General features: G+C 60.5%; 18 protein-coding genes, 2 tRNA genes and 3 rRNA genes. 12 read left to right on the top strand and 11 right to left on the bottom strand.

Annotated elements, in window-relative coordinates; translation table 11 throughout:
• Positions 1 to 11 precede the first annotated feature (11 nt).
• Complete coding sequence (locus tag OCT39_RS15075) at positions 12 to 443, top strand: hypothetical protein (RefSeq protein ID WP_263585267.1); 432 nt, start codon at positions 12 to 14, stop codon at positions 441 to 443.
• Between the two features lie 202 nt (positions 444 to 645).
• On the opposite strand, the gene OCT39_RS15080 is transcribed toward OCT39_RS15075, so the two are convergent.
• Positions 646 to 999, bottom strand: coding sequence for a hypothetical protein (locus OCT39_RS15080; protein ID WP_263585268.1), 354 nt, complete (start codon positions 997 to 999; stop codon positions 646 to 648).
• A 63-nt stretch (positions 1,000 to 1,062) separates the two neighbouring features.
• Here OCT39_RS15080 and OCT39_RS15085 point away from each other — a divergent pair, with 63 nt between their 5' ends.
• Genes OCT39_RS15085 through OCT39_RS15105 form a run of 5 tightly spaced genes read left to right on the top strand, consistent with a single transcriptional unit; the run spans position 1,063 to position 3,799 of the window.
• Entirely contained in the window at positions 1,063 to 1,887 is an 825-nt protein-coding gene (locus OCT39_RS15085; RefSeq protein WP_263585269.1) for a hypothetical protein, read from the top strand.
• Between the two features lie 54 nt (positions 1,888 to 1,941).
• Positions 1,942 to 2,343, top strand: coding sequence for an acyl-CoA thioesterase (locus tag OCT39_RS15090; RefSeq protein WP_263585270.1), 402 nt, complete (start codon positions 1,942 to 1,944; stop codon positions 2,341 to 2,343).
• 31 nt (positions 2,344 to 2,374) lie between these two features.
• On the top strand, positions 2,375 to 2,677 hold the full coding sequence (locus OCT39_RS15095; protein WP_252109432.1) for a hypothetical protein: 303 nt from the start codon (positions 2,375 to 2,377) through the stop codon (positions 2,675 to 2,677).
• 11 nt (positions 2,678 to 2,688) lie between these two features.
• On the top strand, positions 2,689 to 3,207 hold the full coding sequence (locus tag OCT39_RS15100; protein WP_263585271.1) for a DUF501 domain-containing protein: 519 nt from the start codon (positions 2,689 to 2,691) through the stop codon (positions 3,205 to 3,207).
• Positions 3,208 to 3,253: 46 nt separating this feature from the next.
• The gene (locus OCT39_RS15105; protein WP_263585272.1) at positions 3,254 to 3,799 is read left to right on the top strand and encodes a TIGR00730 family Rossman fold protein; all 546 of its coding nucleotides are present in this window, start codon (positions 3,254 to 3,256) and stop codon (positions 3,797 to 3,799) included.
• Positions 3,800 to 3,815: 16 nt separating this feature from the next.
• Here OCT39_RS15105 and OCT39_RS15110 read toward each other — a convergent pair whose 3' ends face one another.
• Positions 3,816 to 4,349, bottom strand: coding sequence for a hypothetical protein (locus OCT39_RS15110; RefSeq protein ID WP_263585273.1), 534 nt, complete (start codon positions 4,347 to 4,349; stop codon positions 3,816 to 3,818).
• 10 nt (positions 4,350 to 4,359) lie between these two features.
• Complete coding sequence (locus OCT39_RS15115) at positions 4,360 to 4,845, bottom strand: tetratricopeptide repeat protein (protein ID WP_263585274.1); 486 nt, start codon at positions 4,843 to 4,845, stop codon at positions 4,360 to 4,362.
• A gap of 240 nt (positions 4,846 to 5,085) precedes the next feature.
• On the opposite strand from OCT39_RS15115, the gene OCT39_RS15120 reads away from it, so the two are divergent.
• On the top strand, positions 5,086 to 6,117 hold the full coding sequence (locus tag OCT39_RS15120; RefSeq protein WP_263585275.1) for an NADP(H)-dependent aldo-keto reductase: 1,032 nt from the start codon (positions 5,086 to 5,088) through the stop codon (positions 6,115 to 6,117).
• 117 nt (positions 6,118 to 6,234) lie between these two features.
• Positions 6,235 to 7,017: a peroxide stress protein YaaA gene (yaaA, locus tag OCT39_RS15125; RefSeq protein ID WP_263585276.1), complete on the top strand. Its 783-nt coding sequence runs from the start codon at positions 6,235 to 6,237 to the stop codon at positions 7,015 to 7,017.
• On the opposite strand, the gene OCT39_RS15130 is transcribed toward yaaA, so the two are convergent.
• From OCT39_RS15130 to tyrS, 7 genes are all read right to left on the bottom strand, one after another.
• Positions 6,989 to 7,585 (bottom strand): isochorismatase family protein, encoded by a 597-nt coding sequence (locus tag OCT39_RS15130; RefSeq protein WP_263585277.1) that lies wholly within the window; start codon positions 7,583 to 7,585, stop codon positions 6,989 to 6,991. The genes yaaA and OCT39_RS15130 overlap by 29 nt on opposite strands.
• Positions 7,586 to 8,073: 488 nt before the next feature.
• A 5S ribosomal RNA gene (rrf, locus tag OCT39_RS15135) occupies positions 8,074 to 8,189 on the bottom strand.
• A gap of 130 nt (positions 8,190 to 8,319) precedes the next feature.
• Positions 8,320 to 11,207, bottom strand: a 23S ribosomal RNA gene (locus OCT39_RS15140).
• A gap of 264 nt (positions 11,208 to 11,471) precedes the next feature.
• Positions 11,472 to 11,547, bottom strand: a tRNA-Ala gene (locus OCT39_RS15145).
• 110 nt (positions 11,548 to 11,657) lie between these two features.
• Positions 11,658 to 11,734: transfer RNA gene (locus OCT39_RS15150), tRNA-Ile, on the bottom strand.
• A gap of 85 nt (positions 11,735 to 11,819) precedes the next feature.
• A 16S ribosomal RNA gene (locus OCT39_RS15155) occupies positions 11,820 to 13,354 on the bottom strand.
• The 16S, 23S and 5S rRNA genes sit together here with 2 tRNA genes alongside, the layout of an rRNA operon.
• Positions 13,355 to 13,806: 452 nt before the next feature.
• Positions 13,807 to 15,003 carry a tyrosine--tRNA ligase gene (tyrS, locus tag OCT39_RS15160; RefSeq protein ID WP_263585278.1) on the bottom strand — a complete coding sequence of 399 codons (1,197 nt, stop codon included), beginning with the start codon at positions 15,001 to 15,003 and terminating at the stop codon, positions 13,807 to 13,809.
• Between the two features lie 123 nt (positions 15,004 to 15,126).
• Between tyrS and OCT39_RS15165 the strand changes: the two genes are divergently transcribed.
• Positions 15,127 to 16,281 carry an anhydro-N-acetylmuramic acid kinase gene (locus OCT39_RS15165; RefSeq protein ID WP_263585279.1) on the top strand — a complete coding sequence of 385 codons (1,155 nt, stop codon included), beginning with the start codon at positions 15,127 to 15,129 and terminating at the stop codon, positions 16,279 to 16,281.
• 7 nt (positions 16,282 to 16,288) lie between these two features.
• Here the strand turns inward: OCT39_RS15165 and OCT39_RS15170 are convergent, their stop codons facing one another.
• The gene (locus OCT39_RS15170) at positions 16,289 to 17,332 is read right to left on the bottom strand and encodes a type IV pilus twitching motility protein PilT (protein WP_263585280.1); all 1,044 of its coding nucleotides are present in this window, start codon (positions 17,330 to 17,332) and stop codon (positions 16,289 to 16,291) included.
• A 32-nt stretch (positions 17,333 to 17,364) separates the two neighbouring features.
• Here OCT39_RS15170 and OCT39_RS15175 point away from each other — a divergent pair, with 32 nt between their 5' ends.
• From OCT39_RS15175 to OCT39_RS15185, 3 genes are all read left to right on the top strand, one after another.
• Positions 17,365 to 18,069: a YggS family pyridoxal phosphate-dependent enzyme gene (locus tag OCT39_RS15175; protein WP_263585281.1), complete on the top strand. Its 705-nt coding sequence runs from the start codon at positions 17,365 to 17,367 to the stop codon at positions 18,067 to 18,069.
• Positions 18,070 to 18,134: 65 nt separating this feature from the next.
• Positions 18,135 to 18,959 carry a pyrroline-5-carboxylate reductase gene (gene proC, locus OCT39_RS15180; protein WP_263585282.1) on the top strand — a complete coding sequence of 275 codons (825 nt, stop codon included), beginning with the start codon at positions 18,135 to 18,137 and terminating at the stop codon, positions 18,957 to 18,959.
• A 197-nt stretch (positions 18,960 to 19,156) separates the two neighbouring features.
• Positions 19,157 to 19,750, top strand: a complete 594-nt coding sequence (locus OCT39_RS15185; RefSeq protein ID WP_263585283.1) for a YggT family protein — start codon at positions 19,157 to 19,159, stop codon at positions 19,748 to 19,750.
• Positions 19,751 to 19,769 lie beyond the last annotated feature (19 nt).

Raw genomic sequence — 19,769 nt, forward strand, 5'->3', positions numbered from 1 at the left:
TGACGACGAGCATGGCGCAAAACGACTTTTACACCAGGATGCGCGCGGGACTGGCGGCGCTTTTACGCCAGTGGCGCTCGCTGGGTCAGGCGGATGCCGACCAGCTGGCACTCATTCTGGCGGAAACCGCGCGGGTCGCCAAGCTGGGCACGCCGGACGCCACGCCCAGCGGGCGGGATCTCGAGCGCTGGAGCGATGACACCGAGGGCACCATGCCGCTTTGGGCACCGCGCACCGCGGTTTTTTTGCTCAATCAGATGCCTGCCCGCCCGACGCCGCAAAGCGATGAAGAGGCGTGCGCTTGGGCCTACTGCTGGCTCAAGAACCGCGCGTTCGATTCACAAGAGGCCGCTCGCGCCGCCCTGCCCGCCCACCTTCAGGCCCCGCTCGAGCAGGCGCTCGACGCGGCCTGGCGCGACCAGCAGGGCCTGCGCCTGATCTAACCCGCCGCGCCGGTGGACCCGGCGTGTCTCTTCGTTTTCATTACCCCGTCTTCATGCTCCTCGTTTTTACTGCCGGCTGTTCGTTTCCGGCTTTTCGCCCGCCTGTATACAAAGTGCTTATATGACGCGCCGCGAATATAAACGACCATGGAGTGCAGAGTGGCAGCGCCGACCCGCTGGCGACGCGCATCGATACCTGCGCTTAGCGCTTGCGCACCGGCGATTTCGGCTTAAATCCGGCGGGCTTGGTGGACAGCCACTCGACGAAGGCACGAATGTCCGGGTCCTGGGCCAGCGACTCGACGCTTGGAAAGCGGTCGGCCAGCTCGCGCTCGCTGTAAAGCCGGTGAAGGTGCTTGTGGCAGGGGTGGCAAAGCCAGGCAATGGCGGTCAGGCGCTCCTCGCGGCTGTAGCGTTTTCGATAGCGCGGTTTGTTGTGCAGCGTACGGGGAATCAGGTGGTGCTTGGTGAGCGCTGCGGCTCGATGGCATAGCTCGCACTGCGCCGGCTTGGCGGGCGGCGACAGCGAATGGCCGGATGAGAACGCGGTATCCACGAAGCCTGGATCTCCTGAGCGGCAAAACTTGAACATCATTAATACGTATAAGGATAATCGAGAATGCTGGAAGTTCCTCTCGGCTGGCAGTTGGCCAAGATTGCCGCCTCGGTGAGCATGGTGCTGGGCCTGGGCGTCATCGCGGTGCGCGTGAGCCCTCGGGTCGCGGGGCTTTTGGCGGGCTATCCACTGGGCACGGCGCTGGCGCTTTTTTTCATTGGCCTTGAAATCTCACCGCTCTACGCTGCGCAAAGCGCGGTCCATACCCTGGCAGGCTTTACCGCTACCATGGCCCTGGGCGCGGGCTACTGGCTTTGCGGGCGAACGCCCGGTATGAGAGGCATCTTGCTGGGAACCTGCGGGGGCCTGGCGGCCTGGTTCGCCGTGAGCCTGGTGCTTGCTCGGTTCGATTTCACGCGACTCTCCGGCACGCTTGTAACGCTGTGCGCCATCGTGGTGTTCAGTCTTCTGTTTCGGCGTATTCCCGACAGCGTGGCCAGCGCCCGAGCGCCGTTCTCCTGGCGGGCGCTCTTCGCGCGCGCGCTGCTGGCAACGGCGATCATTTTCGTCATTACCACGCTGGCCCACTGGGTACCGACCGCCTGGGCGGGGACGCTGGCCGCCTTTCCGATTACCATGCTGCCCTTTTTGCTGATTCTTCATCTGAGCCAGGGGCCCGCCCCAGCCGCCACGGTCATCAAGCACTACCCCATGGGGCTTGGCTCGCTCTGGAGCTATGCGCTGTGCGTTTCCTATACCTACGACGCCTGGGGGCTGGTCCCGGGAACGCTGGCAGGCTTTCTGGTCGCAACGCTCTGGCTTCTTGGTTGGATGAAGCTTCAACGCTGGTGGAGCGCACGCCGGCTCAAAGCAAGGCCCGGCGTTTGACCAAACGCGACCAGGCATCTATGCCAGGTATTCCACTCTTTAAAAGGGACGCCCATGTTCACACGCACCATCGACCCCGCTTTTTACGACACCGATGCGCTCGGCCACATCAACAACACGCGCCTGCCCGCCTGGTTCGAGCTTGCGCGCAACGATCTGTTCACGCTGTTCACGCCGGATCTCGACCCCAAAAAGTGGCGCCTGATGATGGCGCGCATGGAAGTCGACTACCGTGCTGAACTGTTTTACGGTCACCCCGTCGAACTACGTACCTACCTGACGCGCTTGGGCAACAGCTCGTTCACGGTGACTCAGGAAGCGCATCAGCTGGGTAAACTGACCAACGTGGGCCACACCGTCATGCTGCAATACGATCATCAGGCCAAGCGCGCGCTGCCCATCGAAGGCGAGCTGCGAGCCGCTTTGGAGGCGCACCTGCAGGACGCGCCCGCCTGATCCACCGCCCGTGCCGAGCGCAGGAGAGACCATGGCCATACGCTACAACCTTTGGCTCGAGCCGGACAACACGGCCAGACACAAGACCGTGGAGGCGGACCTGGAGCGCTATTTCGTGGAGCGTTTCGCCGACTATCCGCATATCCGCTTGTTCGGCGCCGACCCCTACGATTATGATGCCCCGTTCAATCGTCTGTATGACGTGCTGATCGCGCGCGCCGCCGAGTACTGCGAGCGCACCTGGTCCTACGTCGCCTCCCCGGAGCAGCTCAACCGCTGCTTTTTCCGCGCCGTGGGCCGCTCCAATAAATTTGTTCGAGACGAGCAACGCTAAGAGATTTTTTGATGGTAATCCGTACCGACCACGCCCCCACCGAGCATCAGCTTGAGATCATCACCCGACAGCTGGGCCGGGCGCCCCGCGGTATCGAAGCCGTCGCCGCCGAAGACGAACACGGCACGCCCCTGGCGCTGCGCATGGCGCCGATCGTCGACGGCAAGCCCTTCCCCACGCTGTACTGGCTCTGCTCGGACGTGCTCAAGATCGAAATCTCGCGGGTCGAGGCGGTCGGGGTGATCAAGTCGCTGGAGCAGCGCCTGCAGGAAGAGCCCGAGTTTCTGGAGCGCTACCGCCAAAGCCACCGTGACTACGTCGCCGCGCGCTGGTCGTTCATGAGCGAGTCGCAGCGCAGTGAGGTCGAGCGTCTTGGTTATCGTGAGGTGCTCACCGAGCGCGGCATCGGCGGCATCAGCAACTGGCAGCAGATACGCTGCCTGCACACCCAGTACGCCCATCACCTGGGCAGCCACAACGTGATCGGCGCCTGGATGGACGAGCACTACCAGATCGATCGCCACGTCTAGCGCTCTCTTCCCTTCACATAGACCACTGCATTACAGGAATCACGCCATGTCGCGCATCTGCGTTTATCTCGGCTCGCGCGAGGGCCAACGCCCCGCCTTCATGCAAGCGGCCCGATCGCTTGGCGAAACCCTGGCGACGCGCGGCCACACCCTGGTCTACGGCGGCGCGCGCGTCGGGCTCATGGGGGCGCTGGCCAATGCCGCTCTCGAGGCCGGCGGCGAGGTGATCGGCGTAATGCCGACCCATCTGGTCGAACGCGAGCAGGCCCACTTCGGGCTGACCGAGCTGATTCGGGTCGCCAACATGCACGAGCGCAAGGCCACTATGGCGGCCCACGCCGACGCTTTCGTGGCGCTGCCAGGCGGTATCGGCACGTTCGAAGAGCTGTTCGAAATCTGGACCTGGGGTTATCTCGGACTGCACGAAAAGCCCCTGGCGCTGCTGGATACCGAAGGCTTCTACGCGCCGCTGTTGGCCTTTCTGGACAACACCGTCGAGAACGGTTTTCTAGCGCCGGCCACCCGCGCCATGCTGATGGACGCGGCTACCCCGACAGCGCTCATCGAGGCGCTGGAGAGCGAGCTTAGATAGGCGTTGAGAGAAACGCTCAAGAGGGCCTGGTGCTCACGCCCTGAATATCGGCGCGGGTGCGCTCGAAGGTAAGCTGAAGCAGGCGCGCATCGTCGCCGGCCCGGTGGCGCTGAATGGGCTGGTCGCCGATGATCGCTTCCTTGGTCTCACTCCAAAGCGCCTGCTGGGGTTCGGTCATCAGAATCCGCAGGGCCTCGAGGCGAAAGCGCGGCAGCATGCCGGCGTGATGGAACAGCAGTGAAAGCCAAGTGTTGTCGTAGCCCCAGCTGTCACTGTAGGCCTTGCCAAGCCCGGAAAGCTCGTCATTGAGCCAGCAGGCGACCTGGCGCACCGGGTACCCTTCCTGAAAAAGCCGCTCGCGCGAAATGCCGTGCAGAAGCTCCGCCTTCGGGTCCCAGTGCGTCCACTCGTCAAGCGGCTGTACCAGAAACGCACAGCAGCTCCCATCGGCGCGGGCCAGGCCGATCTCGATGGGATAGCTTCCGCGACCAAAGCCCGAGGCTTCGATATCCAGTACGGTCGGCAGCGGCTCACCTGCAGAGTGTGTCATCGCTTTACCGTCATGCCGCTACCACCTGGGTGGGGTTGGCAATGCTTTCCCAGTAAGCGGAGCGCTCGCGGTCGATGCCAAGCCCCAGCTCGCCGCGCTCATAGGCGCGCGACAGGCGCTCAGCGGCAAGCCGGTGGCCCTTTTGGGCAGCGCGGGCGTACCAGGTCACCGCGTAATCCTCGCGACACGGGTACTGAACGCAGCCGTGCTCGTGAATGCGCGCCGCCTGGTACTGCGACTGAACGTCGCCGGCCTGAGCAGCTTCCAGCACGTAGCGCGCACCCCGCGCCTTGTCCTGGGGCGAACGGCTTTTGTGAAACAGCATCTGGCCGTAGGTGGAGAGCGCATCCGGATGCCCGGCCTCGGCGCAGCGCTTGTAAAGGCGCATGGTCAAACGCTGAGTGCGGGGCGAATGGGGAAGCAACCACCGGGAACGAAACAGCTGTTCGGCCAAACGAAACTCGAGCCGAATAAACAAAGATGATGCCTGCGGCATGGCAAACCACCCTGCCTATCTGTTGAAAGCTTTAGCTAGCCAACCACCTGAATGGCTAACCCTACGGAAAACCGACCCTGGGCCGGCAAATGGGCTGGCAAGCATACGCCTGCCTTCGCTTTGACTCAACCCCCTTCATTTGCCGGTTGAAGCGGGGGTCGCTAACATGCTCTGACGCCATCGCCGCACGGGCGTTGAAGTCCGCCCGTTAGGCCCCTTTACGCCGTCCAGGAGATAAGAATGCAGACCCGTCCACTTGGCAGAACCGGACTCGATGTCAGCCGCCTGTGTTTGGGCACCATGACGTATGGTGAGCAAAACAGCGAAGCCGAGGCCCATGAACAGCTCGACCGCGCCGTGGCGTTCGGCATTAATTTTATCGACACCGCTGAAATGTATCCGGTTCCGCCCAAGGCCGAGACCCAGGGCCTGACCGAAAAGTACGTGGGCAGCTGGCTCAAGGCGCGCGGCGCCCGCGACGACATCAAACTGGCGACCAAGATCGTTGGCCCCGGCGTCGAGCATATTCGCGGCGGCTCGCGCATGAACCGCGCCCACATTCATGAGGCGATCGATGCAAGCCTTGCGCGCCTTCAAACCGACTACGTGGATCTTTACCAGCTTCACTGGCCCGAGCGCAAAACCAACTTCTTCGGTCAGCTTGGCTACACCGCCGCCGATGATCAAGATGCCACACCGTTGAAAGAGACGCTTGGCGCGCTCAAGGAGCTGGTCGATGCGGGCAAGGTGCGCGCCATCGGCGTCTCCAACGACACGCCCTGGGGCGTGATGCGCATGCTCCAACTGGCCGAGGAGTTCGACCTGCCCCGCGTGGCCTCAATACAAAACCCCTATAACCTGCTGAACCGATCTTTCGAGGTCGGCCTTGCCGAAATCGCTCACCGCGAGGACGTCGGCCTTCTGGCCTACTCGCCGCTGGCCTTCGGCGTTTTGTCGGGCAAGTACCTGAACGGCGCGCGCCCTGCCAAAGGCCGGCTGACGCTTTACGAGCGCTTCAAGCGCTACACCTCGCCTCAGGCAGAGCAGGCAACTCAGGAGTACGTCGCGCTGGCCCAGAAGCACGGGCTGGACCCGGCGCAAATGGCGCTCGCCTTCATCAACTCGCGGCCGTTCTTGACCAGCAACATCATCGGCGCGACGACCATGGAGCAGCTTGAAGCCAACCTCGAAAGCGAAGCGCTCAAGCTCGATGACGAGGTGCTCGAAGGCATCGACGCGATCCATCAGCGCATCTCCAACCCAAGCCCCTGAGCCCTACCCCGCCAAGCGAACGCTTTGACTATCAACGCCATAGCCCCGGCACTCGCCGGGGCCTGGTATCATGGGCCGCTATTATCTCTTTTATACGCCGCGCTCAAGGAGCTCGCGATGCTAAGCGTCATTTCACCAGCCAAGACGCTGGATTTTGAAACGCCACCTACGACGGACAACGTTACACAGCCGGATTTTATCGAGCAGAGCCAGCCGCTGATCGATATTCTGCGCGACTACTCCCCCCAGCAGATCAGCGAGCTAATGGGCATCAGCGATAAGCTTGCCGGGCTCAACGCTGCACGCTTCAAGGAGTGGCAGCCGCCGTTTTCGCTGGACAACGCCAAGCCGGCGGCCCAGGCGTTTCAGGGCGACGTGTATACCGGGCTCGAGGCCGAGTCGTTCAGCGAGACGGATAACCGCTTCGCCCAGAAACATCTGCGTATTCTCTCCGGACTTTATGGGCTTTTGCGCCCGCTGGATTTGATTCAGGCCTACCGACTGGAGATGGGCACCAAACTGCCCAACGCCGCGGGCAAGGATCTTTACGCCTACTGGAAACCGATTCTGACGCCGGCACTTGCCGAGGCGATTGATGAGAGCGGATCAAACGTACTGGTCAACCTGGCCTCCAACGAGTACTTCAAGGCGGTCGACGCTAAAAAGCTCGACGCCGAGATCGTAACGCCGGTATTCAAGGATGAGAAAAACGGGAGCTACAAGATCATCAGCTTCTACGCCAAGAAGGCGCGCGGGCTGATGAGTGCCTGGATCATTCGCGAGCAGGTCAACTCGCCAGAGGCGCTCAAGGCGTTCGATGTGGCGGGGTACGGCTTCGACAAGGCCGCCTCAAACGAGCGCGAGCTGGTCTTTACGCGCCGCGAAAAGGATCGCCCGTAAACGAAAGCGCGCGCCCGGCGCGCGGCTTCAAAAACTGACGGTGGATGCGTTTGAAAAGCGCGGTGTCGCAGCGGTGGAGCCACTCGTAAGCCGCCATGTCGGCGCTTATACTCACCGCGCCGTGCTGGCCGGCACGCGCTCTTGCAAGCTCGGCCTCTGCCGGGCGCCGGCTTAATGTGGTCTCCACCAGCCAGTACACCTCGAATCCCGCCTCCAAAAACCCCAGCGCGCTTTGCAGCACGCAGATATGCGCCTCCGTACCGCACAGCACGATTTGTCGCCGCCCTGTTTTTTCCAGCGCACGCATGAACGCGGGCTCCTCGGTAATGCTGAAGTGCTGCTTTTCCCACACTTCATACTCACCCAGCGCCTGCGTTAGCGACGCCTCGGTGTGGCCGAGCTGAGCCGGATTTTGCTCGGTCAGCCATACCGGCATGCCGAGCTCACAGGCGACGCCAGCCAGCCACCCGGCTTCACGAATGCCCTGCTCCGCACCGGGAATGACAGGCAACAGCCGCGACTGAAAATCGATGAGTAGAAGCAAGCTTTGATCGGCGTGCAAGCGCATGAGCGTGACATTCGTTGGGGAGTGTCGCTCTCTTTTAGCGCGTTCGCCAATAGAGCACAAATCCTAGCGCCAGTGCCGGCCGCTGAAACGCGCTGTGGCGCATGGCCGACTTCGGTATGGCGATCCAAGGCACCTGCAGGCGCAATCGCCCGATGAATCGGGCTCCTACAGTAGATCAGGGCGCGATTGCCCTGCAGGAGCAGGCGCTAGCCAGCGATGCGGCGCAACGCGTCGCTTGGGTGGACAGCAGGCACGGTGGCAGCAAATCCCACCCGGGCGGCGGGTGCCGCCATCACCCAATGAATCGGGCACCTGCAGTCGATCGGGGCGCGATTGTCCTGTAGGAGCAGGCGTCAGCCAGCGATGCGGCGCACCGCGCCGCCGGGGCCGGGCGGCAGGCACCCTGCCTTCCGGGCCTTTTCCCTTCTTTTTTCCACGCATAAAAAAAAGCCCCGAACACAGAGTGCTCGGGGCTTTTTCGAATAGGTGCCTGACGATAACCTACTCTCGCATGGGGAGACCCCACACTACCATCGGCGCGTTGCGGTTTCACTTCCGAGTTCGGCAAGGGATCGGGTGGTTCACGCAAGCCATGGTCGTCAGGCGTAACTTTCAATGTATATCGGCTGACGGTTTCGTGATCGTCCCGTTCGACATGAAGCCTTTCGCTTCATGCTCATGCGTATCCGGTTCTTGCTTCGTTGTCACTGCGGGCCGAACCCCTTGGGTGTTATAGGGTCAAGCCTCACGGGCCATTAGTACACGTTAGCTCAACACCTTGCGGTGCGTCCACACCGTGCCTATCAACCAGCTGGTCTCGCTGGGCCCTTCAGGAGGCTCAAGGCCTCGGGGATGTCTCATCTTGAAGGGGGCTTCCCGCTTAGATGCTTTCAGCGGTTATCCCGTCCGCACATAGCTACCCGGCAATGCCACTGGCGTGACAACCGGAACACCAGAGGTGCGTCCACTCCGGTCCTCTCGTACTAGGAGCAGCCCTTCTCAAACATCCAACGCCCACGGCAGATAGGGACCGAACTGTCTCACGACGTTCTAAACCCAGCTCGCGTACCACTTTAAATGGCGAACAGCCATACCCTTGGGACCGACTTCAGCCCCAGGATGTGATGAGCCGACATCGAGGTGCCAAACACCGCCGTCGATGTGAACTCTTGGGCGGTATCAGCCTGTTATCCCCGGAGTACCTTTTATCCGTTGAGCGATGGCCCTTCCATACAGAACCACCGGATCACTAGAACCTGCTTTCGCACCTGCTCGACGTGTCTGTCTCGCAGTCAAGCACCCTTATGCTCTTGCACTCATTGCACGATGTCCGACCGTGCTGAGGGTACCTTCGTGCTCCTCCGTTACTCTTTGGGAGGAGACCGCCCCAGTCAAACTACCCACCACACACTGTCCTCGACCCGGATGACGGGTCGGAGTGAGAACACCAATGATGCCAGGCCGGTATTTCAAGGGTGGCTCCCTCCGAACTGGCGTCCGGAGTTCCTAGCCTCCCGGCTATCCTACACAGGCAACATCAGTATCCAGTGTGAAGCTATAGTAAAGGTTCACGGGGTCTTTCCGTCTAGCCGCGGGTACACCGCATCTTCACGGCGATTTCAATTTCACTGAGTCTCGGGTGGAGACAGCGTGGCCATCATTACGCCATTCGTGCAGGTCGGAACTTACCCGACAAGGAATTTCGCTACCTTAGGACCGTTATAGTTACGGCCGCCGTTTACCGGGGCTTCGATCAGGAGCTTCGCCCGAGGGCTAACACCATCACTTAACCTTCCGGCACCGGGCAGGCGTCACACCCTATACGTCCGCTTGCGCGTTGGCAGAGTGCTGTGTTTTTACTAAACAGTTGCAGCCACCTGGTATCTTCGGCCGGTTCGGGCTCGGGGAGCAAGTCCCTCTACCCTACGCCGGCGTGCCTTCTCCCGAAGTTACGGCACCATTTTGCCTAGTTCCTTCACCCGAGTTCTCTCAAGCGCCTTGGGATTCTCACCCTGACCACCTGTGTCGGTTTGGGGTACGGTCGCACATGATCTGAAGCTTAGAGGCTTTTCCTGGAAGCGTGGCATCAGTGACTTCCTGACCGTGGTCAGTTCGTCTCGCATCTCGGCCTTGAACGCCCGGATTTGCCTGAGCATTCAGCCTACCTGCTTTCACCGGGACAACCAGCGCCCGGCTCACCTAGCCTTCTCCGTCCCCCCATCGCAATCATGTCCGGTACGGGAATATTGACCCGTTTCCCATCGACTACGCCTTTCGGCCTCGCCTTAGGGGCCGACTCACTCTGCTCTGATTAGCATCGAACAGAAACCCTTGGTCTTCCGGCGGGGGAGTTTTTCACTCCCCTTATCGTTACTCATGTCAGCATTCGCACTCGTGATACCTCCAGCAGACCTCTCGATCCACCTTCGTCGGCGTACACGACGCTCCTCTACCGCTCATCCAGAGGATGAACCCGTAGCTTCGGTACCTGGTTTAGCCCCGTTACATCTTCCGCGCAGGCCGACTCGACCAGTGAGCTATTACGCTTTCTTTAAAGGATGGCTGCTTCTAAGCCAACCTCCTGGCTGTCTGAGCCTTCCCACATCGTTTCCCACTTAACCAGGATTTGGGGACCTTAGCTGACGGTCCGGGTTGTTTCCCTTTTCACGACGGACGTTAGCACCCGCCGTGTGTCTCCCACGCTGCACTCACCGGTATTCGGAGTTTGCCTCGGGTTGGTAAGTCGGGATGACCCCCTAGCCGAAACAGTGCTCTACCCCGGTGGTGATACGTGAGGCGCTACCTAAATAGCTTTCGAGGAGAACCAGCTATCTCCGGGCTTGATTAGCCTTTCACTCCGATCCACAAGTCATCCAAATCTTTTTCAACAGATCCTGGTTCGGGCCTCCAGTTGATGTTACTCAACCTTCACCCTGCTCATGGATAGATCGCCCGGTTTCGGGTCTATATCCAGCGACTGGTCGCCCAGTTAAGACTCGATTTCTCTACGCCTCCCCTATTCGGTTAAGCTCGCCACTGAATATAAGTCGCTGACCCATTATACAAAAGGTACGCAGTCACAGAACGAGTCTGCTCCCACTGCTTGTACGCACACGGTTTCAGGATCTATTTCACTCCCCTCGCCGGGGTTCTTTTCGCCTTTCCCTCACGGTACTGGTTCACTATCGGTCAGCCAGGAGTATTTAGCCTTGGAGGATGGTCCCCCCGTCTTCAATCAGGGTTTCTCGTGCCCCGACCTACTCGATTTCACTGTGCTCGGATTTCGGCTACGGGACTATCACCCGCTATGGTCAGACTTCCCAGACTGTTCGCCTATCGATTGCACAACTTAAGGGCTGGTCCCCGTTCGCTCGCCGCTACTGGGGGAATCTCGGTTGATTTCTTTTCCTCGGGGTACTTAGATGTTTCAGTTCCCCCGGTTCGCCTCGTATCCCTATGTATTCAGGATACGATACCGACCTTGTGGTCGGTGGGTTTCCCCATTCAGAGATGTTCGGGTCACAGGTCGTTTGCCACCTCACCGAACCTTATCGCAGGCTTCCACGTCTTTCATCGCCTCTGGCTGCCTAGGCATCCACCGTGTGCGCTTCATTGCTTGACCCTATAACCCGAAGGAGTCCGGGCCCGCAATGACAACGATTGCCGGATACGCTTGAGACGTATCACAAAACAATTGCGTATCGAGATCACGTCACGATCACAGGAGCCGAAGCTCATGTCACCGTATCGTCATTCGATACTGTCAGCATGATATACATTGTTAAAGAGCGACTGTTCGATGAACAGTGACAAGACGGCTTTTAAAACCCTGCCTTGTCAATGATCACAAAACAACAAACGGTACAACAACACGGCAACGAGATAATGGTGGAGCCAAGCGGGATCGAACCGCTGACCTCCTGCGTGCAAGGCAGGCGCTCTCCCAGCTGAGCTATGGCCCCATCGTTTTGCAATTTCACCTCTTGCCATCAATTTCCGTGAGACACAACAAAACGCAACAACGTACAGACCACCATACGAAGAGCTTTTTAATGCGGGCATTACGGGAATCTGGTGGGTCTGGGCAGACTTGAACTGCCGACCTCACCCTTATCAGGGGTGCGCTCTAACCAACTGAGCTACAGACCCAAGAGGGGATCGTGCCAAACCGTTTGCTCTATCACTTGATCAGGCAATTCATTGTGGACGTTTACCGCGAGGATGACGCATCGTTTAAGGAGGTGATCCAGCCGCAGGTTCCCCTACGGCTACCTTGTTACGACTTCACCCCAGTCATGAACCACACCGTGGTGATCGCTTTCCCGAGGGTTAAGCTAACCACTTCTGGTGCAGTCCACTCCCATGGTGTGACGGGCGGTGTGTACAAGGCCCGGGAACGTATTCACCGTGGCATTCTGATCCACGATTACTAGCGATTCCGACTTCACGGAGTCGAGTTGCAGACTCCGATCCGGACTGAGACCGGCTTTTCGGGATTCGCTTGCTCTCGCGAGTTCGCTGCCCTTTGTACCGGCCATTGTAGCACGTGTGTAGCCCTGCTCGTAAGGGCCATGATGACTTGACGTCGTCCCCACCTTCCTCCGGTTTGTCACCGGCAGTCTCCCTAGAGTTCCCGCCATTACGCGCTGGCAAATAGGGACAAGGGTTGCGCTCGTTACGGGACTTAACCCAACATTTCACAACACGAGCTGACGACAGCCATGCAGCACCTGTCTCTGCGTTCCCGAAGGCACCCCGGAATCTCTTCCGGGTTCGCAGGATGTCAAGAGCAGGTAAGGTTCTTCGCGTTGCATCGAATTAAACCACATGCTCCACCGCTTGTGCGGGCCCCCGTCAATTCATTTGAGTTTTAACCTTGCGGCCGTACTCCCCAGGCGGTCGACTTATCGCGTTAACTTCGCCACAAGGTGCACAAGGCACCCAACGGCTGGTCGACATCGTTTACGGCGTGGACTACCAGGGTATCTAATCCTGTTTGCTACCCACGCTTTCGCACCTCAGTGTCAGTGTCAGTCCAGAAGGCCGCCTTCGCCACTGGTATTCCTCCCGATCTCTACGCATTTCACCGCTACACCGGGAATTCCACCTTCCTCTCCTGCACTCTAGCCTGACAGTTCCGGATGCCGTTCCCAGGTTGAGCCCGGGGCTTTCACAACCGGCTTGTCAAGCCACCTACGCGCGCTTTACGCCCAGTAATTCCGATTAACGCTTGCACCCTCCGTATTACCGCGGCTGCTGGCACGGAGTTAGCCGGTGCTTCTTCTGTGGGTGATGTCCTTCCTGACGGGTATTAACCGGCAGGCCTTCTTCCCCACTGAAAGTGCTTTACAACCCGAGGGCCTTCTTCACACACGCGGCATGGCTGGATCAGGCTTGCGCCCATTGTCCAATATTCCCCACTGCTGCCTCCCGTAGGAGTTCGGGCCGTGTCTCAGTCCCGATGTGGCTGATCATCCTCTCAGACCAGCTACGGATCGTCGCCCTGGTGAGCCGTTACCTCACCAGCTAGCTAATCCGACATGGGCTCGTCCGATAGCGGGAGCCGAAGCCCCCTTTCTCCCGTAGGACGTATGCGGTATTAGCCTGGGTTTCCCCAGGTTATCCCCCACTATCGGGTGGATTCCCATGCATTACTCACCCGTCCGCCGCTCGCCACCAGGAAGCAAGCTTCCCGTGCTGCCGCTCGACTTGCATGTGTTAAGCCTGCCGCCAGCGTTCAATCTGAGCCATGATCAAACTCTTCAGTTTAAAATCAGTGTGATTCTTGCCTGCCCCACATACGAAGACATGACGCAGAGGCGAATCAATCCTGGCTCAAGGTTCAAACGAATTTACCGTGATACCTCGAAAGGTATCGCTGTGTTCGTCTGCCTTGATATAAGGTGACTTGTCACCCTCATCGGCAAACGCCCACATGAATTGCCTGATCAAATTGTTAAAGAGCTGTTCGACGAACCGTTCGATGACCTGAACCGCTTGCCCGTCGAGGAAGGCGTATTCTACGCATTCCGGTGAATTTGTCAACCGCTGATTTCAGCGAGTGAAGCGAGCCATTCAAACCTGCCGAACAGTGCTCTAACTTCCTGACAAATCGAAGGTTTTCACCTTCATCCACCGCTGGAAACGTTGTCCGTCCCCGGCAGCGGATGCGTACTTTACGGATTTGATGCGGCGAGCGCAAGGGCTTTTTTCAAAAAGCGTTATTTGAGCGTGACACGAGCGTAGCGCTTCTTACCGGCCTGAATGACGTAGGCCTTATTCGTGGCCAGCATGGTGCTGGGCGCGACCGCTTCACCGTCGACCTTCACGCTGCCATTCTTGAGCATGTCCTTGGCCTGAGCGCTGTTTTTGGTCAGCCCCGCCCGGGTCAAAACGCTTGCGATCGGCGCCTCCCCTCCTTCGAAGTCGACCTCGACCTCCGGCAGGTCTTCCGGCAGTTCGCCATCGGCCAGCTGGTTGCCGGCGGATTTGTGCGCGTTGGCCGCGGCCTCGTCGCCGTGGTAGCGGGCGATCAGCTCGCGGGCGAGCTCCATCTTGATGTCGCGCGGGTTGGCACCCTGCTCGACGCGTTGCTTGAGCGCTTCGAGCTCCTCGTTGGACTTCAGCGACAGAAGCTCGAAGTAGCGCCACATGAGGCTGTCCGGCATGGAGACCAGCTTGTTGAACATCGACCCCGGTGACTCATCGACGCCGACGTAATTGCCCAGCGACTTCGACATTTTCTGCACGCCGTCCAGCCCTTCGAGCAGCGGCATGGTGATGACGACCTGAGGCTCCTGGCCGAAGTGCTTCTGGATTTCGCGCCCCATTAGGAGATTGAACTTCTGATCGGTGCCGCCCAGCTCCACATCCGCTTCGAGCGCCACGGAGTCGTAGCCCTGTACCAGCGGATAGAGAAACTCGTGAATGGCGATCGACTGATTGGCCTTGTAGCGCTTCTCGAAGTCGTCGCGCTCGAGCATGCGCGCCACGGTACTTTGCGCGGCCAGCTCGATCATTTTGGCCGCCCCCATTTCGCCAAACCACTCGGCGTTGAAGCGCACCTCGGTCTTTTCCCGATCAAGGATCTTGAACACCTGCTCTTTATAGGTCTCGGCGTTGGCCTTGACGTCGGCCTCGGTGAGCGGCTTGCGCGTCACGTTCTTGCCGGTCGGGTCACCGATACGTCCGGTGAAGTCGCCAATCAAAAAGATGACGGTGTGGCCCAGGTCCTGAAACTGGCGCATCTTGGTGAGCAAAACGCTGTGGCCCAGATGCAGATCCGGTGCGGTGGGATCGAAGCCTGCCTTGATGCGCAGCTTGCGGCCGGACTCGAGTTTCTTGCGCAGCTCGTCCTCGACCAGAATTTCGTGTGTGCCGCGCGACAGCAGCGCTAGCGCCTGATCCACCTCACTCATTGCCTCTCTCCACTGGTAAGCTTTGCCCGTTCGGGGCGGAAACGATCGATAGCCGCCAATGTTATCACGCCAATCGACACCGGTTGAGCCTTCACTACTCTGGATACGCCCATGGATTCACCCATGAAGACGCCCCCGGCGCCGGACACGCTGCTCTATATTGGGCTGATGTCCGGCACCAGCCTCGACGGCATCGACGCCGCTTTGGTGGCCATCGCCCCCACGGCCGCACCCAGACTGCTCGAGACCCACGCCGAGCCGATGCCCGAGCCGATGCGCCAGGCACTACTAACGCTGTGCCACTCGGATCAGGCGCGCTTTGCCGAGCTTGCAAGCGTCGAGACGCAGTTTTGCGCGCTGCAGGCGAAAGCGGTTCAGGCGCTGCTCGGCAAGGCCGGCGTCTCAAATGAGGAAATTCGCGCCATCGGCAGCCACGGCCAAACCATCGAACACGCTCCGCAAGGCCACACCGAAGGCCCGGCCTATACGCTACAGCTCGACAACCCGAGCCTTCTGGCAGAGCTTACCGGCATCACCGTGGTAGGGGATTTTCGCCGGCGTGATCTCGCCGCCGGCGGGCAGGCCGCGCCGCTTGCCCCGGCCTTTCATCAGGCGCTTTTTTCGGCGGCCGGGGCCGAGCAGCTGGTGCTGAATCTCGGCGGCATCGCCAACGTCACCTGGCTTCCCGGCGCCCCCAATGAGCCGGTCATCGGCTTCGACACTGGCCCGGCCAACGTGCTGATGGACGCCTGGTTTGCGCACCACTGCTCAAAGGGAGCGACCGAGCGCTTCGATAAAAACGGCGCCTGGGCGAAAAGCGGGCGCATCGATACCGCCCTGCTCGACCGGCTGCTCGACGAGCCTTTTTTCCGCCAGCCGCCGCCGAGGAGCACCGGGCGCGAACTGTTTCATTTCGAGTGGCTGCTCAAAAGGCTTAATGGCGATGAGAACCCGGCCGACGTGCAGGCCACGCTTGCCGAGTTGACCGCGGTAAGCGTCGCCCGCGCCATCGGCGAGCTTTTACCCAGCACCACACGGGTCAATTTGATCACCGGTGGCGGCGGTGCCCACAACGCCCACCTGATGGAGAGACTGGGCCATCACCTGCCGCGTGCGACGTTGAGTTCGCCAGAAGCGTACGGCTGGCCGGCGGACTGGATCGAAGCCGGCGCGTTTGGCTGGCTGGCCCACCGGCGGCTGGAAAACCTGCCCGGCAACCTGCCCTCGGTGACCGGCGCGCGTGGCCCTCGCGTGCTCGGCGGGATCTACGCGCGCTGAGCCTGAGTTAGTCGCGGGGCGGAGTAAGCGCGCCCTGGGCGCGGGTCTGAGCCTCCTCGAAGCTGACCGCGCCCTCCTTGACCAGCTTTAATAGCGAAGCGTTGAGGGTCTGCATGCCGAGATTGACGCCGGTCTGCATCGCCGAGTAGATCTGCGCCACCTTGTCCTCGCGGATGAGGTTGCGCACCGCCGAGGTGGCGATCAGGATTTCGTGGGCCGCCACGCGCCCGCCGCCTTCGCGCTTTAACAGCGTCTGGGCGACGACCGCCTGCAGCGACTCCGATAGCATCGAGCGCACCATGGCTTTCTCCTCGCCGGGGAAAACGTCGATGATGCGATCAATGGTCTTCGCCGCCGAGGTGGTGTGCAGCGTGGCGAAGACCAGGTGCCCGGTTTCCGCCGCGGTCAGCGCCAGCCGAATGGTTTCGAGATCGCGAAGCTCCCCCACCATGATCACGTCCGGATCCTCACGCAGCGCGCTTTTCAAGGCGTTGGCGAAGCTGTGGGTATCGCGGTGCACTTCGCGTTGATTGACCAGACAGCTCTTGCTTTCGTGCACGAATTCCACCGGGTCTTCGATGGTGAGAATGTGCTCATAGCGGTATTCGTTGATGTAGTCGATCAGCGCGGCCAGGGTCGTACTCTTGCCCGACCCGGTCGGGCCGGTGACCAGCACCAGCCCACGCGGCAGCATTGCCAGGCGCTCGAATACCTCTCCCAGGCCCAGCGCTTTCATCGACAGCACCTGGCTTGGGATGGTGCGAAACACCGCCCCGGCGCCACGCCCCTGGGTGAAGGCGTTGACGCGAAAGCGTGCGACCTCCGCCAAGGCGTAGGAGAAGTCGATCTCCAGATGCTCGTCATACTCCTGGCGTTGACGGTCGTTCATGATGGCGTGAACCAGCGACAGCACCTGTTCGTGGCTCATGGCGGGGACGTTGAGCCGATGAATATCGCCATCGACGCGAATCATGGGCGGCAAACCGGCGCTCAGATGCAGGTCGGAGGCATTCTGTTTTGCCGAGAATGCCAGCAGTTCGGTAATATCCATCTCACTTCCCTGGCGGTTAAAGGTACTTCAGTATGGCAGAGATCGCGCTTTGCACGTCGCTTGACGCCGCCCACCGGCGTTTGGAGCGGGCGCTCGACGCCGCCGATCGCCCGGCGGGCAGCGCCAGACTTCTGGCGGTGAGCAAGACCAAACCCGCCGCGATGCTGCGCGAGGCCTGGCAGCACGGCCAGCGCGCCTTCGGTGAAAACTACCTGCAGGAGGCGCTCGACAAGCAGCGCGAGCTTGCGGATCTCGACGATATCGAGTGGCATTTCATCGGCCCGCTGCAGTCCAACAAGACCCGGGCGGTGGCCGAGCACTTCGACTGGATGCACACCGTCGAGCGCGAAAAGATCGCCAGGCGACTCGATGAGCAGCGCCCCGCACATCTCCCCCCGCTCAACGTCTGTTTGCAGGTGAACATTAGCGGCGAGGCGAGCAAGGCTGGCGTCGCACCGGAAGACGCGCTGGCACTCGCCAGGGAGATCGCCACTCTCGAACGTCTTTCGCTGCGCGGGCTCATGGCGATTCCCGCACCCTGTGATGACCCCAAGCGCCAGCGCGAACCCTTCGCCGCGCTCAAGGCGCTTCTTTTTGAGCTGCAGACCGCCTTGCCCGACGCGCCGCTGGATACGCTCTCCATGGGCATGAGCGACGATCTGGAAGCCGCCGTTTTCGAAGGCGCGACGCTGGTACGCCTGGGCAGCGCGATTTTTGGCGCCCGCGTTCAGGCGTGAATCCAGGTACTCGATCACGGTAACCGCTGCGAGCGGCCACTTTTATTCAATCAGGAGCATCATTAATGGCGAACAACATTACCTTCATCGGCGCGGGCAACATGGCCAAGGCGATCATCGGCGGCCTGCTCGACAGCGGCTTTTCCGCGGCACAGATCACCGCCACCGCGCCGAAAGAGGAGGAGCTTGCGCCGCTTCGCGAGACCCTGGGCATTCACACCCATACCGACAACCTCGAGGCGGTCAAAAATGCGGACGTGGTGATCCTCGCGGTCAAGCCGCAGATCATGCAGGACGTATGCGCGGCGCTGAGAGAAACCGTACAGGCAAGCAAGCCGCTGGTCATTTCGATTGCTGCGGGCCTTGAAGCCGCTACAATCGACGGCTGGCTTGGCGGCGAGACGGCGCTGGTGCGCTGCATGCCCAACACGCCCTCGCTGGTTGGCGTCGGCGCCAGCGGTCTCTACGCCAACGCCAACGTCAGTGACGACCAGCGCCGCTTGGCCGGCGAGCTCATGGAAGCGGTAGGCATCGTCGAATGGGTCGAAGACGAAGCGCTCTTGAGTGCGGTCACCGCGGTATCCGGCAGCGCCCCGGCCTACTTCTTTTTGATGTTCGAGGCGATGGAAGAGGCCGCAGTGGCCCAGGGGCTGCCGGCGGCGACCGCGCGGCGCCTGGCGATTCAAACCGCGCTGGGCGCGGCGACCATGGCCGCGCAAAGCGAACACGACCCGGCCACGCTCAAGCGCAACGTCATGTCGCCCGGCGGCACTACCGAACGGGCGATCGAGCACATGGAGTCGGCGAAGCTGCGTGAAACGATCAAAGCGGCCATGCAGTCCTGCGCCGACCGCGCCGATGACATGGCCCGCGAGCTGCGCGGCCACTAGGGTTTGTCTGAAAAGTCGACGAGCGAAGTCAAGACAAGGCAAAAATTGGCGAAAAAACGGAGTTTACACCGTGTAAATGAGTATTCTGAGCCAATTTTTAACGCCGGATTGTCGAGCGCAGTCACTTTTCAGACGGAGCCTAAGCGGCGCCAAACCTTCCACACTAAGCACGACTTAACGCAACGGAGACGCAAGCAATGGGCAGCCAAGTGGGTAGCGCCGGGTTGATGATCGTCAACACGCTCATCAACATCTATTTATTTCTTTTAATGCTGCGTTTTCTGCTGCAGGCCTCGCGCGCGGACTACTACAACCCGATGAGCCAGTCGGTGGTCAAGATCACCCAGCCGGTGGTCGGGCCCTTCCAGGCCTTTTTAGGGCCAGTGGCCGGGCGCTTCGATCTGGCCACACTGGCGGCGGCGTTCGTGCTGAAGGTGGTCAGCATCATCGCCATTTTCATGCTGTTTGGCCTGGGCATGCCGCCGGTGGTGCAGCTTGTCATCGCCGGCATCGCGTCCCTTGCCAACGCTATTTTGAAGATCTACTTCTTCGCCCTGATCGTGATGATCATTCTGAGCTGGGTGGCGCCCAACGCAAGCCACCCGGGCGCGCTTTTGGTGATGCAGCTGGTCGAGCCGATCATGGCGCCGGTGCGCAAGGTGATTCCGCCGCTGGGCATGATCGATCTCTCGCCGATCGTGGTGTTCATCGCCATCAATTTGATCGATGGACTCGTCGTGGGCTCGCTGATTCGCCAGGCGGGCGCGCCCGGCGCGCTGGTCGGGCTGTGAGCGCCTTCACTCGGATTTT

The organism is Halomonas sp. GD1P12, from assembly GCF_025725645.1.
Classification (GTDB): Bacteria; Pseudomonadota; Gammaproteobacteria; order Pseudomonadales; family Halomonadaceae; genus Vreelandella.